Origin of the sequence: Symbiobacterium thermophilum IAM 14863, from assembly GCF_000009905.1 — a bacterium.
Lineage (GTDB): Bacteria > Bacillota > Sulfobacillia > Symbiobacteriales > Symbiobacteriaceae > Symbiobacterium > Symbiobacterium thermophilum.
In genome coordinates this window covers 3551931-3566135 of record NC_006177.1, presented here as the reverse complement: position 1 = coordinate 3566135, position 14205 = coordinate 3551931, and the positions used below count along the sequence as shown (strand labels likewise).

General features: G+C 65.9%; 13 protein-coding genes. 12 read left to right on the top strand and 1 reads right to left on the bottom strand.

All coding sequences use genetic code 11. From position 1 onward, the window contains the following. The first annotated feature begins 444 nt into the window (after positions 1 to 444). The 10 genes from rpmH (at position 445) to STH_RS16595 (ending at position 8728) form a co-directional block, all read left to right on the top strand. Positions 445 to 579, top strand: coding sequence for a 50S ribosomal protein L34 (rpmH, locus tag STH_RS16640; protein ID WP_043714428.1), 135 nt, complete (start codon positions 445 to 447; stop codon positions 577 to 579). A gap of 93 nt (positions 580 to 672) precedes the next feature. After that, a complete protein-coding gene (rnpA, locus tag STH_RS16635; RefSeq protein ID WP_011197451.1) occupies positions 673 to 1020 on the top strand; it encodes a ribonuclease P protein component in 348 nt (115 codons plus the stop codon). A gap of 6 nt (positions 1021 to 1026) precedes the next feature. Then, a complete protein-coding gene (gene yidD / locus STH_RS16630; protein ID WP_011197450.1) occupies positions 1027 to 1239 on the top strand; it encodes a membrane protein insertion efficiency factor YidD in 213 nt (70 codons plus the stop codon). A 38-nt stretch (positions 1240 to 1277) separates the two neighbouring features. Next, positions 1278 to 1946: a YidC/Oxa1 family membrane protein insertase gene (locus STH_RS16625; protein ID WP_050742340.1), complete on the top strand. Its 669-nt coding sequence runs from the start codon at positions 1278 to 1280 to the stop codon at positions 1944 to 1946. A 5-nt stretch (positions 1947 to 1951) separates the two neighbouring features. Then, on the top strand, positions 1952 to 2569 hold the full coding sequence (jag, locus tag STH_RS16620) for an RNA-binding cell elongation regulator Jag/EloR (RefSeq protein ID WP_011197448.1): 618 nt from the start codon (positions 1952 to 1954) through the stop codon (positions 2567 to 2569). A gap of 62 nt (positions 2570 to 2631) precedes the next feature. Next, on the top strand, positions 2632 to 4005 hold the full coding sequence (mnmE, locus tag STH_RS16615; RefSeq protein WP_011197447.1) for a tRNA uridine-5-carboxymethylaminomethyl(34) synthesis GTPase MnmE: 1374 nt from the start codon (positions 2632 to 2634) through the stop codon (positions 4003 to 4005). Between the two features lie 5 nt (positions 4006 to 4010). Beyond that, positions 4011 to 5903, top strand: coding sequence for a tRNA uridine-5-carboxymethylaminomethyl(34) synthesis enzyme MnmG (mnmG, locus tag STH_RS16610; protein ID WP_011197446.1), 1893 nt, complete (start codon positions 4011 to 4013; stop codon positions 5901 to 5903). 7 nt (positions 5904 to 5910) lie between these two features. Continuing rightward, positions 5911 to 6651: a 16S rRNA (guanine(527)-N(7))-methyltransferase RsmG gene (gene rsmG / locus STH_RS16605; RefSeq protein ID WP_011197445.1), complete on the top strand. Its 741-nt coding sequence runs from the start codon at positions 5911 to 5913 to the stop codon at positions 6649 to 6651. A 426-nt stretch (positions 6652 to 7077) separates the two neighbouring features. Further along, the gene (locus tag STH_RS16600) at positions 7078 to 7854 is read left to right on the top strand and encodes a ParA family protein (RefSeq protein ID WP_011197444.1); all 777 of its coding nucleotides are present in this window, start codon (positions 7078 to 7080) and stop codon (positions 7852 to 7854) included. Next, entirely contained in the window at positions 7832 to 8728 is an 897-nt protein-coding gene (locus STH_RS16595; protein WP_011197443.1) for a ParB/RepB/Spo0J family partition protein, read from the top strand. Before STH_RS16600 ends, STH_RS16595 begins: the two co-directional genes overlap by 23 nt. Positions 8729 to 10449: 1721 nt before the next feature. Here the strand turns inward: STH_RS16595 and STH_RS16590 are convergent. After that, complete coding sequence (locus STH_RS16590) at positions 10450 to 11808, bottom strand: IS1182-like element ISSyth1 family transposase (protein WP_011197441.1); 1359 nt, start codon at positions 11806 to 11808, stop codon at positions 10450 to 10452. A gap of 699 nt (positions 11809 to 12507) precedes the next feature. On the opposite strand from STH_RS16590, the gene STH_RS16585 reads away from it, so the two are divergent. Then, positions 12508 to 13011 (top strand): DUF4446 family protein, encoded by a 504-nt coding sequence (locus tag STH_RS16585; RefSeq protein ID WP_011197439.1) that lies wholly within the window; start codon positions 12508 to 12510, stop codon positions 13009 to 13011. 121 nt (positions 13012 to 13132) lie between these two features. Next, on the top strand, positions 13133 to 14203 hold the full coding sequence (locus STH_RS17655) for a M23 family metallopeptidase (protein ID WP_148205620.1): 1071 nt from the start codon (positions 13133 to 13135) through the stop codon (positions 14201 to 14203). Positions 14204 to 14205 lie beyond the last annotated feature (2 nt).

The window sequence follows — 14205 nt, the reverse complement described above, 5'->3', positions numbered from 1 at the left end:
AGTGCAGTGGCCCCCTCGGTACGGAAAATATCGCCAGCACGACCACGGCGTATCAACATCTTATACACAGCCTTGTCCACAACTTGTGCATAAAAAGATGTGAGCCAGTTCCAACCTCCGCGGCGCGGAGGTGGACGGGCTTGACTAGATCATACCAGAGCGCGGGAAAGTTATCAACAAACTCCGGCGGGGTTATCCCCTGCTCTTTGATTCTTTGGGGAAAGGGTACGGCGAATCTCGGATAACCTCCTGCTCGCGCGTGGATATCCTGTGAGTCGTCGTCCACAAGGCCGTGCGGCTGGGGATGAACTGTGTGTGGAAACTGGGGACGGCCCGCGGGCGGTTTCCGCGCCGGCGCCGGTACGATCTGGCTTGACGGGCAGTACCTGACTTCGGTATAATCCGCGTGTGTCTTTTTGCGGTGCCGTTTAGGGGGTGTTCCTGTTGAAGCGCACGTTCCAGCCGCACAACCGCTCGCGCAAGCGGACGCACGGCTTCCTGAGCCGCATGAGCACTCGGGGCGGCCGCAGGGTCCTGAAGGCCCGGCGCCTGAAGGGTCGGAAGCGCCTTACCGTATAAGCCGCGACGGCCTCCCGTCGTGGCTCTTTTTCCATAAAAGGAGCGGATGGAGAGGGAAGCGCCGGCCTGCCGGCGAATCCTCTCCCGACACGGATGAAGAAGGCTTATCGGCTGAAATCGCGGCTGGCTTTCCAGTCGGTGTACGCACAGGGGCGTTCTGTCGCCAACCGGGCTGCGGTCGTCCACGTCCTGAAACAGCAGGCGGGGACGCCTACCCGGGTTGGTTTCGCGGCAGGACGGAAGCTCGGCAAGGCCGTGGTGCGCAACCGGGCGAAGCGGCGCCTGCGTGAGGCCGTGCGCCTCCTCTGGCCGCGCGTCCGGCAGGGATACTACATTGTGGTCATCGCCCGCCAGGCAGCGCTGGACATGCCGTTCCCGGAACTCCGGCAGAAGGTCGAGGAACTCTTTGAACGGGCGGGTCTTCTGCAGCGGGAAGGATAGACGGTCATGACGCGTCTTCTGATGCTGCTGGTGCGCTTCTACCAGCGGTACCTCTCGCCGCTCAAGGGCGGACCGACGTGCCGCTTTACCCCTTCCTGCTCGCAGTATGCCTATGAGGCGCTCGCCAAGTACGGCGCCATAAAGGGCACCTGGCTCGCGGTGCGCCGCGTGCTTCGTTGCCACCCCTTTCATCCGGGCGGGTACGACCCGGTCCCTTAGCCGCCGACATCCCGAATTCTCCTGGGGGGTTTCCATATTTGATCACCTCGTTCTTGGTTCCCGAGTGGCTGGTTCAGCCCATGACCAAACTGCTGGAAGTGTTCTTGAAGTGGACGGGCAACTACGGCCTGGCCATCATCCTGCTCACCGTGGTGGTGCGCATCGTCATCCTGCCGCTTACCGTCTACCAGATGCGCTCGATGAAGCGGATGCAGGAAGTGCAGCCGCTCATGAAGGAGCTGCAGGACAAATACAAGGACAATCCGGAGAAGCTGAACCAGGAGCTCATGGCCCTGTACCAGCGCGAGAAGGTGAACCCGTTCTCGGGTTGTCTGCCCCTGCTGGTCCAGCTTCCCATCCTTTACGCGCTGTTTGCGGTCTTCAATGCCTTCGACCCGACGAAGTTCAACTATACCTATCAGTTCCTCTGGGCCGACCTGAGTCAGCGGGACATCCCGCTGGCCATCCTGACCGTCGTGTCCATGATCCTGCAGCAGTACCTGACGGGCATGCCGACGACGGACCCCAACCAGCGCGTCATGATGTGGATCATGCCCATCATGTTCGGCTGGATTGCCTTCACGATGCCGACGTCCAGCATTGTCCTGTACTGGGTGGTCAGCACCTTCTTCGGGTTGATCCAGCAAGCAATCTACCCGGGGTTCCCCCGGTTTAAGGGCAGCCTCGGCTCGAAAGGGGAAGCGTAACCGACATGAGAAGCGTGCAGCGGAGCGGCCGCACGGTAGACGAGGCGGTGGCGGCGGCGCTGGAGGAGCTTGGCGTGCCGTCCGACCGGGTTACCGTTGAGGTGCTGGATGAGGGGAAGGGGGGCTTCCTCGGCATCGGGGCACGGCCTGCTACCGTTCGCGTAACCGTGAAGGAGAGCCGGGCCGAACGGGTGGAGGCCTTCCTGGGCGACGTCTGCGAGGCGATGGGCGTCGGTGTGCGGATGGAGATCCGCGAGGACGGGGAGTATATCCACGTTGACATTACCGGCCAGGAGGCCGGCATCCTGATCGGCCATCACGGACAGACGCTGGACGCGCTGCAGTACCTGACCAACCTGGTGGCTGCCCGCTCCGACCGGCATGGGCCGCGGATCCTGCTGGACGTGGAAGGGTACCGCAAACGTCGGACGGAGACCCTGACGAACCTGGCCAGGCGGCTGGCGGAGCGGGTCGTGCGAACCGGCGAGCGGGCCGTGCTGGAGCCGATGAGCGCCCAGGAGCGCCGGGTGATCCACCTGGCCCTGCAGGACTTCCCGGGTGTGACGACGGCCAGCGAGGGACAGGATCCGTTCCGCAGGGTGGTCATCTATAAGAAGGATTAGAAGGGTGCCGGTGGCCAGGTAGCATCGCTACCCGGCCACTGTTGTTGAAAGGAGGAAAAGCCGTGGGGGAGGAGACCATCGCCGCGATCGCGACCGGAGCCGGAGAGGGCGGCATTGGCATCGTGCGGATAAGCGGGGCCGACGCCCTGCAGGTGGCCGAGCGGATCTTCCGCCCGCGGCGGGGCCGGCCGCTGGGTTGCCGGCGTTCGCACACGGTGACTTACGGCTGGGTGGTCACGCCGGGCGGTGATCGGATCGATGAGGCGCTGGCCCTGGTCATGCGGGGGCCGCACTCGTACACGGGCGAGGACGTGGTGGAACTGCAGTGCCACGGCGGCCAGCTGGCGGTGCGCCGGGTGCTGGAGCAGGCGCTGCAGGCCGGGGCGCGCCTCGCGGAGCCGGGAGAGTTCACCCGGCGGGCATTCCTCAACGGCCGGCTCGACCTGTCGCAGGCCGAGGCCGTTGTCGACCTGATCCGGGCGAAGACCGACCGGGCGATGGCAGCCGCGGTCGCCCACCTGAGGGGCAGCCTGCGCCAGGCCATCGGGCGGATCCGGGAACGGCTGATGGAGATGATGGCGCACCTGGAGGCGGACATCGACTTCCCGGAGCTGGAGCTGGAGGTGCAGACCCGGGAGGAAGTGGCGGCCGGCTGCGCCTGGTGTCTGGGCGAGGTGGAGCGGCTGCTCGGCGGCGCCCGCACCGGCCGCATCCTGCGGGAGGGGCTGCGGGCCGTGCTGGCGGGGCGGCCCAACGTGGGCAAGTCAAGCCTGCTCAACCGGCTTGTGCGGGAGAACCGGGCGATTGTGACGCCGATCCCCGGCACGACCCGGGACGTGATCGCCGAGTGGGTCGAGCTGGGCGGCGTGCCGGTGCAGCTCTTCGACACGGCGGGCCTCAGGCCGACGGACGATCCCGTGGAGAGGATCGGGGTGGCGCGCACCCATGAAGCCCTGGCCCAGGCGCATCTGGTTCTGGTGGTGGTGGACGCCGCGGCCGGGCTGGGGCCGGAGGATCGGGAGTGGATCTCCCAGTTGCCGCAAGGCGCGGCGCGGGTCGGGGTGGCCAACAAGATCGACCTGAATCCGGCGTTCGAGCTGTCGGCCTTGCGGGAGGCGCTGGGCGGCGCTCCGGTGGTGGGGGTCTCGGCCGAGACGGGGGAAGGGTTTGACGCGCTGGAGGCGGAGGTCGCCCGGGTGGCGGGGGCCTTCGACGCCAGCGAGGAACTGCTGGTGAACGCCCGGCAGGCCGAAGCGATTCGGCGTGCCAGGAATCACCTGCGGGACGCGCAGGCGACCCTGGAGAGCGGGCTAGGGGACGAGCTGGTGGCGATCGACCTGCGTGCCGCCTGGATGGCCCTGGGGGAGGTCACCGGCGAGACGGCCGGCGAGGAGCTGCTGGACCAGATCTTCAGCCGGTTCTGCATTGGGAAGTGAGCGGGATGGGCCTGACCAAGGAGTACGACGTGATCGTGGTCGGCGCCGGGCACGCCGGAATCGAGGCGGCGCTCGCGGCCGCACGCAAGGGCATGCGCACGGCCTGCTTTACCACGACCCTGGAGAACATCGGAGCGATGAACTGCAACCCGTCCATCGGCGGGCCCGCGAAGGGGCACCTGGTGCGGGAGATTGACGCCCTGGGCGGGCAGATGGCGCTCACCGCCGATGCCACCTTCCTGCAGATGCGGCTCCTGAACAGCGGGAAGGGGCCGGCGGTGCAGGCCCTGCGCGCGCAGATCGACAAGCGGGCGTACGCCTGGGCGATGCGGCTGGTGCTGGAGCGCACGCCCAACCTGGACCTCAAGCAGGCGATGGTGCAGGAGATCGTGGTGGAGGATGGGCGGGTGCGCGGGATCGTCACCGCCACCGGCATCTTCTACGGCGCCAAGGCGGTGGTGCTCAGCACCGGCACCTACCTGCACGGCCGGACGATCATCGGCGAGGTGCAGCGCTCCTCCGGACCCGGCGGGCTGGCGCCCGCGGTGGGGCTCACCGAGAGCCTGAAGAGGCTCGGCTTCGAGGTCGGGCGATTCAAGACGGGCACGCCCCCGCGGGTGGACGGGCGCACCGTGGACTTCAGCCGGATGGTGCGGCAGGACGGCGACCCGGAACCGCACCGGTTCAGCTTCATGTCGCCCCTGGACCACCGGGAGCAGCTGCCCTGCTGGCTCACCCACACGACCCCGGCGAGCCACGAGCTGATCCGGCGCAACCTGCACCGCGCCCCGATGTTCACGGGCGTCATCGAGGGGCGTGGGCCCCGGTACTGCCCGTCGGTGGAGGACAAGGTGGTGCGCTTCGCCGATAAGGAGAGCCACCAGGTCTTCCTGGAGCCCGAGTCGCGGGAGTCCCACGAGATGTACGTGCTGGGCCTCTCCACCAGCCTTCCCGAGGAAGTGCAGATCGAACTGGTCCGCACCGTTCCGGGGATGGAGGAGGCCGAGCTCATGCGGCCGGGGTACGCCATCGAGTACGACTACATCGTCAGCACGCAGCTGAAGCCCAGCCTGGAGACCAAGCTGGTTCGGGGCCTCTTCTGCGGCGGGCAGATCAACGGTACGTCGGGTTACGAGGAGGCGGCCGCCCAGGGGTTAATCGCCGGGATCAACGCCGCCTGCTACGTGGAGGGACGGGAGCCCCTGGTGATCAGCCGCTCGGAGGGGTACATCGGCGTGCTGATCGACGACCTGGTGACCAAAGGCTCGCCGGAGCCGTACCGGATGCTGACCTCCCGGGCCGAGTTCCGGATGATGCTCCGGCAGGACAATGCCCACCTCCGGCTCACCGAGAAAGGGCGGGAATACGGCCTTGTGGACGACGCCCGCTGGGAGGTGTTTGTCGCGCTCCGGGACGGCATCGAGGCGGAGCGGGAGCGGCTGGCCCGGACCGTGGTGGGTCCGGCGCCGGAGGTGCAGCGGGTGCTGGAGCGGCTGGGCTCGGCGCCCCTGAAGGCCGGCGTGACCCTGGAGCAGCTGCTGCGGAGGCCCGAGGTGCGCTACGAGCACCTTGTGGAGATGGGTCTGGGCCGTCCGGATCTGGATGAGGCCATCTGGCGGGAAGTGGAGACGCAGGTCAAGTACGCGGGGTACATCGCGAAGGAGCAACAGCAGGTGGATCGGATGCGCAGGATGGAGGCCCGGCGGATCCCGCCGACGCTGGATTACCAGGCGCTGACGGGGCTCTCCATGGAAGCCCGGGAGAAGCTCTCGCGGATCCGGCCGGAGACCCTGGGCCAGGCCAGTCGGATCTCGGGCGTCTCGCCGGCCGACGTGGCGGTCCTGATGGTTCACCTGGACCGGCTCGCAAGGGCGCGGGACCGTGCGGAGGAGGCGTAGACAGGAGATGGATGCGACGGCGTACCGGGGCTTGCTGGAAGAGGGATTGGCCAGCCTGGGGGTAGAGGCTGAACCGGGCGGGGTGGAGGCGGTGCTGCTCCACCTGGACCTGGTGCGGGAGTGGAACGAACGCATGAACCTGACCGCCATCACCGACCCGCAGGAGATGGTGATCAAGCACGCGCTGGACGCCGCTTCCGGCCTGGCCGTCGCGGGCGTGGAGCCGGGGCAGCGGGTGATCGACGTCGGCACCGGTGCCGGTTTTCCGGGGGTGGTGTGGAAGTGTCTGCGCCCCGGCATCGATCTCACGCTGTTGGAGAGCCTGCAGAAGCGCTGCCGGTTCCTGGAGGAGGTCGGACAGGCGGTGATCGGGCCCCTCGCGGGAGGCGAGGGCTATCAGGTCGTGTGGGGCCGGGCGGAGGACGTCGGCCGTAACCCGGCGCACCGGGAGCGGTACGACCTGGTGACGGCCCGGGCGGTGGCGGAGCTCAGAGTGCTGGCGGAGTACTGTCTGCCGTTGGCCCGGGTGGGCGGCCGGTTCCTGGCGATGAAGGGCCCGTCCGTGGGGGAGGAGATCCTTGCCGCAGAAGCCGCGGTGGAGAAGCTCGGGGGCCGGTTGGAGGAGGTTCGGGAGCTGGAGCTGCCGGACGGGGGAGGACGCCGGTCCCTGGTGCTCATCCGCAAGGAGAGGCCGACGCCGAAGGCTTACCCCCGGCGGGCCGGCGTGCCCGCGAAGAGCCCGCTCTGAAAGACGGCGCAGCGGGGCCGTCAGGGGCCTTCGCGGGCAATCGGACAGATAGGTATATGTAGATACTCTTGAGGGCCGAAAAGGGGCGCAGCGGGGCTCTCAGGGGCCCTGGGGCTACGAACGGAGGTTCGCATTAGCCGGTGGCGGACCGGTCCGGCCGGGACGCCTGCGAGAAGGAGGGGCGGAGATCCGCTCCTCCGGTTTTTCTCTTGATATCGCTGTGCGACGGCGAGATCCGTGGCTGGCGTGAAGGTGGCAGCGGTCGGGGCGCAGGGCGGCGGAGCGCCTGACTGCGGGTGGCCGCCCGCCGGTTGGGATCGGGTGGAGGGGCAGGAACGGGTAGGGGCATGACGAATCAATTACGAGTTGAAAGGCACTGTGCTCCAGCACGGCCGTACCGGTGCCGTCTCGGAAGGAGTGTCAGCAGTGAGTCGGGTCATCGCTATCGCCAATCAGAAGGGTGGCGTCGGCAAGACGACCACGGCCGTGAACCTGAGCGCCTGCCTGGCGGACCTGGGCAAGCGGGTCCTGCTGATCGATGTCGACCCCCAGGGCAACGCCACGTCGGGCCTCGGTCTGGACCGCAGGCGCCTGAAAGCGTCGGTGTACGACGTGCTGCTGGACGAGCTTCCGTTGCAGGAGGCGGTGGTCAACACCCGGGTCAGGGGGCTGCAGGTGGTGCCGGCGACCATCGACCTGGCCGGCGCCGAGATCGAGCTGGTTCCCCGGATCGCCCGGGAGAGCCGGCTGAAACAGGCGTTGGATCCGGTGCGTGACCAGTACGACTTCGTTCTGATGGACTGCCCGCCTTCGCTGGGCCTTCTGACGATCAACGCCCTCACGGCCGCTGATTCGATCCTGATCCCGATCCAGTGCGAGTACTATGCGCTGGAGGGGCTCACGCAGTTGATGGACACGTTCCGGCTCGTGAGGGAAGCCCTCAACCCGAACCTGGAAGTGGAGGGCGTGGTGCTGACGATGTTTGACGGCCGGACCAACCTGAGCATTCAGGTGGTCGAGGAAGTAAAGCGCTTCTTCAAGGGGCAGGTCTATCGCTCGATCATCACGAGGAATGTGCGGCTGAGCGAGGCGCCGAGTCATGGACTGCCGATCACGTTGTACGATCCCCGGTCGAAGGGCGCAGAAGCGTACATGGAGTTGGCCAGAGAGGTGATCGAGCGTGTCGAAGAAAGGGCTGGGTAGGGGCATCGGCGCCCTGATCCCGGGGATCGATCCGGCCGATCGGGAACGGCTGGGCGTGGTGGAGCTGGAGATCGGGGTGATTCGGCCCAACCCGGATCAGCCTCGGAAGGAGTTTGATGAGGTCCGCCTGGAAGAGCTGGCGCTCTCGATCAAGGAGCACGGGATCGTGCAACCCATCCTGGTCCGGAAGGCGGGGGACGGATACGAGATCGTGGCCGGGGAACGGCGGTGGCGGGCGGCCCAACTGGCGGGCCTGACCAAGGTGCCGGCCCTGGTGCGGGAGTTCAGCGACGCCGAGCGCATGGAGATTGCCCTGATCGAGAACCTGCAGCGCGAGGACCTGAATCCGATGGAGGAAGCCGAAGCCTACCGCACCCTGATGGAGAGCTTCGGCCTGACGCAGGAGGCGCTGGCGCAGCGGTTGGGGCGGAGCCGGTCCCAGGTGGCCAACACCTTGCGGCTTCTGCAGCTTCCGGCGCAGGTGCAGGATGAGGTGCGGGCCGGCAGGCTGAGTATGGGGCACGCCAAGGTGCTGTGCGGAGTGGAGGACCCCGCAAGGGTGGTCGCCCTGGCGGAGATGGTCATCGCCAAGGGGCTGTCCGTGCGGGAACTGGAGGACGAACTGACGCCCCGGGAGAGGCGGCAGAGGCCTCGGGCCAGAGCGAAGGGAAAGTTGCCCCCTGATCTTGCCGCCGTCGAGCAGCAGCTGCGGGAGCAGCTGGGTACGCCGGTGAAGCTCCACTGGAGCGGCGACCGGGGGCGGGTGGAGATCACGTTCTTTGACGAGGACGGGTTGAACCGGTTGCTGGAGGCGCTCGGCGTGGGTCAGCGGATGGAGCGGCCGAGACCGCCCCGGGAGCCGTTCCGGGTGTAAGGTGTTCCACGTGGAACAGCGCGCGTCGAGGATCCGCGGTTGCTGTTCCACGTGGAACACTTTGTCTGCGGGGGTGGTGGTCCAGGAAGGATCGGGCTGCCTGTGTTCCACGTGGAACAGTTGCCCGCCCCAACAGGTGCGTGGGGTGGCGGCTGAGCTCAGAGCTGAGCGTCCCGTGGGCATGCGGTGGCGGATGTTCCACGTGCAACCTTGGCTGTGGCGGTGAGGCCGCTCGGGCTGGATCCCCGGGCGGGATTTTGCGTCTCCTGGGAAGCCCGGAGCAGTTTGGGCGACAGGGCGTGGAGATGGCGGGCCGGCCGACAGCTGGGAAGTGCTCACTTGGTTGCGGATGATGAGGCCCTCTCCGAGCGAGTGTGTTCCACGTGGAACAGAGGGAAGGCTCCGGAGCGGGTCCATAAGCAGGAAGCCGCGGATCGCTCAGGGTGCGGCTCCTTCGTGTCGGTGTTCGGCCAGTTGCAGGTATCACCAGACGGCTAAAGCTCGGCATCGTGGCTGGGTGGGTCTGCGATGGTCCGGCGGTGTTCCACGTGGAACACGAGGCCGAGGCTGCCGGTCAGCCCTCAACGTCGTCGACCGCCTGACGAAGTAAGGAGGTTCTTCCGCGTCTGAGAAGTTGACGGCATTGGGGTGTGTTCCACGTGGAACTGGAGTCCCCGAAAAGGGGCGAGGGGTCAGTCCTGGTGGCGTCATGGCCGGGACGTGGAGCGGACTGCATGCCGTGCCCTTTCCCTTGCCGCCAGCAGGTGGGCTGGAGGGCGCGGTAGGTTGGTATCGCCGTGGGATGGTAGCAACGGGGGCAGGCAACCGGAGAGCGTGTTCCACGTGGAACATCGGGGCGCGGTAGGGGATGGGTCCGACGCGGTTTCGGCCTGGGGGGTGTGCCGCCGGCGGACTCGGGCCGTGTAGGGCGTGCGTGTGAAGGGGAGGGCGCGATTCGCAGTGGTGAGCTTGTGCTGACCTGAAGGACCAGTGTTCCACGTGGAACGTTGACACGGCGTGCTGACAGATGCGCGGGATGCCGCTGTCGTAAGCGCCGGACAGACCCGGTGTTCCACGTGGAACACCGTGCTGCAGGACACCCGCGGGGACAACGGTGGACAGGACCTGCACTGGAGTCGGTACGCGACGGGGACGAACGGCCAGCGACGGGAGATGGCAGACCCCTCTGGTGCGCGATGTTCCGCGTGGAACACCAGAACAGTCCACACACCACGCGAAACACTCCTCAACCGATCGGGCCGTGACAACCCGTGGCTTCTGGGTGTCCTGGTGGGCGAAGAGTGCTGCTCGTGCGATTTCGTACGCCGACAGCAGTCCAGATCCCTCCGTGGTAAGGCTTGTGTTCGCCTGAGTGTGGCCATGTGAACCTCTGACGGGAAGCCCCCGGGGCGGAGGGGGCTACACGGACATGGCAGCGAGGGCCGCCTGTGGCGGTCATGGGGGAGCAGGGGACGTAGGACACGCGGCGATCAATGTGCAAAAGATGCGCAAATGCACCAGCGGCAAGGAGGGTGCGTCTTGGACGCCCGGTGTCGACCATGCCGCCGACGCGCAGACCGTGGACTTAGCCGGTGAAACGCAGTCGGGAACCTAGGAGCCTGTCCGGGTAACCGCACGTGAGATAGGGGCAGACTCCCAATGATTGGATATCAACGATCGTGCCTACTTCTTCATGCGCTGTCTGAAGGCAGATTTCGGGCCTATGCGGCCTGGCTGAAGGCGTAGAGCTTCAAGAGATTGTGGCAAAGGCACACAAGAAGCCATTCCCCGTTGACTGCTTCCAGTCCACGGAGATGGAACTGCCGGAAACCACGAGCCTCCTTGATCTGCCCGAAGACCGGCTCAATGCTCTGCTCTCGCTTTCGGTAGCGCTCGGCGTGTCGCTTTAGCTGCAGTTTCCGCCGCATCCGATCCCGAAGCGTTGCTCCCTTGGGAATCGGGCCGCGTGGTGATTTCGCACGGCGACGTTCGCTGTGCCGCTGCTTCTCCGGAGGAATGTAGGGATTGATTCGCCGCTGCAAGAGCCACTGAACGTTTTGCTCACTGAAGTACCCTGCATCGGCAGAAACCTCCTCCGGCATCTCATCGACATTGGTTTCGACCTGCTCCATCATGGGGATCAAGTGCGGAGCATCTGCCGCCTGGTTTGTTACGGCAGCAGCGACGACAATCTGCGTATCGGCATCGACGACGGCCTGGGCGTTGTACCCCTGGATGAACTGCTTATCAGAGCCTTTCATGATCCGGGAATCGGGATCCGTAAAGTTGCGCTGCGCTGTTGGTGCGGGTTCTGCCTTCGGCCGCTTCCGCCGACGACCGCCCTTGGGCCCCTTGGGTCCCGGCTCCTCGGGAGGCTCATGTTCGTCAGCGCCGGCCCTCAGGCGCGCTTCGGCTTCCAGAGCAGCCTTGGCTTCTTGAATCTTGGCCAGCCGCCGCTCACGGAAGCGGAGTTCTTCGGGCAGTTCATCCCCACGACGATGTGGGCCGAAGCGGTGATCCTCGGCCTGGTCAGCTTGCTCGGCTTTCTGGAGCAGCTCTGCGATCTCCGCCTTCAGGCGTTGTTCTTCCTCCACCATCCGGCTATCGCTCATCGCCTTGTGCTTGGAGGCGTTGGCCTTGATCTTGGTGCCATCCAAGGCCACATGACCCAGGCGAACCAGTCCGGCCTTCTTGCAGATCTTGACCACTTGCAGGAACAGGTCGGAGAGGGCCTTTAGATGCCGCTTCCGGAAATCGCTGATCGTCCGGAAGTCGGGCTGGTTGTTGGCCGCAAGGACGCGGAAGGCTACGTCCTCCTGCAGCCGGCGTTCGATCTTGCGAGAGGAGTAGACGCCGTTACAGTAGGCGTACAGCAGCACCTTGACCATCATCCGCGGATGGTACGGTGGGTAACCTCGTAGCTCTCGCTCGTACGTCTGTTCGATTTGGCTTAAATCGAGTGAGTCCACGACATCACTCAGGAAGTAAGCGAAATGGTCATGCGGAAGCCAGTCCTGCAGGGCAGGGGGCAGCAGCAACAGCTGATTGGGCTCATACGGTCGATACGTCTTCTTGCTCATGCTGAAGACATTGGACACCGAACCCTTTTGCTCCTACAGAACTGGCTTACTCAGACAGGCTCCTAGCCCCGGGGCTCCAGTGGGAGATGTTCCACGTGGAACAACGCGGAAGGTGGTGGGACCTCAGGCGGAGAAGTATACTCGACCCGCGGTTATGCAAGGTACACGGACGGGCAGTGACAGAACGCCCTCGGGTCTGATGCGGCGCTTTTCCACTGATGTTCCACGTGGAACACTGCCGCCTATTGAGCGGGCAGACATGCCACCGCAGCACCGGCCGGCACTGCTGGTCAAACGCCGTCAGGTGGCCCGGGTGACGCGGCACATGGTCCTTACCGTCAGGCACGACACGCCCCGAGGAAGGCGCTTCACTGGCATGGGGGATTGCCCCGATCTGGCGGACAACCGACGCTCCGTGACGGGGAGGACCGGCACACTGCCTGCGCGCGGCCTTGCGAAAGCGCTTACCACCTGCCGCCTCCGTATGGCCCGGCGCAAGATGACGCCGTGAACGACCTCAGCACCCCAAAGGATCTCAGGCGGGAGCATCGTCATGCATTGGTACGCCCGGCCCCAGTGTTCCACGTGGAACACTTCGGCCCTGACCGTCTTCTAATGAAGCGATGACCTTTACCGACCCGGGAGCGCGTCCGCTCCCGGTTTGTCAAGACACTGGCAAGAGACAGGGAGGCCTTCCCCGTGGCAGTCCTTTTGCAGCAAGACCCTCTCCTCGTGGCGTTTACGGCGCTCGGGTTCTGCATTGTGGCGATCGTCATCATGCTGATCGTGCTGGTGCGGCAGTCGATCCTCCTGCGCCGCTACCGAAGCCTGCTCAGGGGCAACACGAACGCCAGCCTCGAAGACCTGCTCATCCAGCAGCAGCAGGCTACCGCAGATCTGCGTGCCGCACAGGAGTCCATCCGCAGGCGGCTCAGCGATCTGGAGAGCGCCTCCCAGAAGTATCTGCAGCGCATCGGTATCGTTCGTTACAATGCTTTTCCGGACGTGGGTGCAGACCTCAGTTTCTCGTGCGCCCTTCTGGACGGCGAGGACAACGGGGTTGTGGTCACCTCTCTCTACGGCCGGTCGGAGTGCCGTACCTATGCCAAGCCCATCCGGGGCGGATCCTCCAGCTACGCCCTCACCGATGAGGAAAAACAGGCGCTCCGCCTGGCACGCGGTGTGGACAACGAAAAAGCGTAACGACAATAGTCATAACCTAGGAAGGAAACAGGCAACGCTGGGTTGAATCCCCACATTGCCTGTTTGTCTGTTTCGGGCCGCAGGCCAACACGAGGAACGCGAACGAAAGGAGCGAGACCCGGTGCCGCGTCGGGCAGGACGAGTGCAGCTCATCGTCGTGCCATCCACCAACAGACGCAGTTACAGCTTTTTCGTCTACCCGGCCCTGCTGGCGGCGGGTCTCGGGCTGGTCGTTCTGGTGGTGGCCGCCCTGGCGCTGGGCCTCCGGTTCTTCCAGACGGAGGCTGCCCGGCTCCGCGCTGAGCTCGCCGAGATGGAGGCGCTGAAGCAGCAGGCCAGGCTCCAGCAGGAGGAGCTGGAGCGGATGCGGGCGACGGCGGAGCAGGTCGAACAGGAACTGCAGGAGATCCGGCGGTTGGAAAAGGACCTGGAGCACATGACGGAGGGGGAGGACACCCTGCCCTCCCGTTCAGCGCTCACCCGGCGCACGCCCCCCGGCGAGGGGGCGCGGGGCGGGCCCGAAACCAGCCACTCGCAGCAGGTCCCGGGACTGACCCTGGCCAGCATCCTGCCGGACGACGTCAGTCCCTTTGTGCTGGGCAAGCGCAACACCCTGGCCATGGACCTGAAGCTGGGGCGCCTGCCCTCCTCCATGGATTCCAGCCTGCAGAGCTCCAGGGCGGTACGGGCTCAACTGGCCAGGCAACTGGCCCAACTTCGGGACTCGGTACGCGCACTGGCCGACGGCAGGGACCAGCTGGCGGCCAAGTTGGACTACCTGGCGCACAAACCGGCCGGATGGCCGGTGTACGGCGCGGAGATCACCGACCCGTTCGGGCCGCGCTGGAGCCCCTTCGGCTATGGCTGGCAGTTCCACGACGGCATCGACCTGGGCCAGGACTACGGCACCCCGGTCTACGCCACCGGGGCCGGAACGGTGGTCTACGCTGACTGGCTCGAAGGCGGATACGGCCGATGCGTCATCATCGACCACGGGTACGGCTACCGCACGCTCTACGCCCACCTCCAGGACTGGAACGTGTTCGAGGGGCAGGAAGTGGAGCGCGGTGACCTGATCGGCTGGGTGGGCAGCAGCGGCCTCAGCACCGGACCGCACCTGCATTACGAAGTGCTGGTGAACGGTGTGGCCGTAGACCCCGAACCGTACCTAGAATCGAGACCGGAGGAATGACC

Excerpts from the sequence above, each read along its gene's own strand:
- rnpA (WP_011197451.1), top strand. The coding sequence starts at position 673 with ATGAAGAAGGCTTATCGGCTGAAATCGCGGCTGGCTTTCCAGTCGGTG.
- yidD (WP_011197450.1), top strand. The coding sequence starts at position 1,027 with ATGACGCGTCTTCTGATGCTGCTGGTGCGCTTCTACCAGCGGTACCTC.
- jag (WP_011197448.1), top strand. The coding sequence starts at position 1,952 with ATGAGAAGCGTGCAGCGGAGCGGCCGCACGGTAGACGAGGCGGTGGCG.
- mnmG (WP_011197446.1), top strand. The coding sequence starts at position 4,011 with ATGGGCCTGACCAAGGAGTACGACGTGATCGTGGTCGGCGCCGGGCAC.
- rsmG (WP_011197445.1), top strand. The coding sequence starts at position 5,911 with ATGGATGCGACGGCGTACCGGGGCTTGCTGGAAGAGGGATTGGCCAGC.
- STH_RS16590 (WP_011197441.1), bottom strand. The coding sequence starts at position 11,808 with ATGAGCAAGAAGACGTATCGACCGTATGAGCCCAATCAGCTGTTGCTG.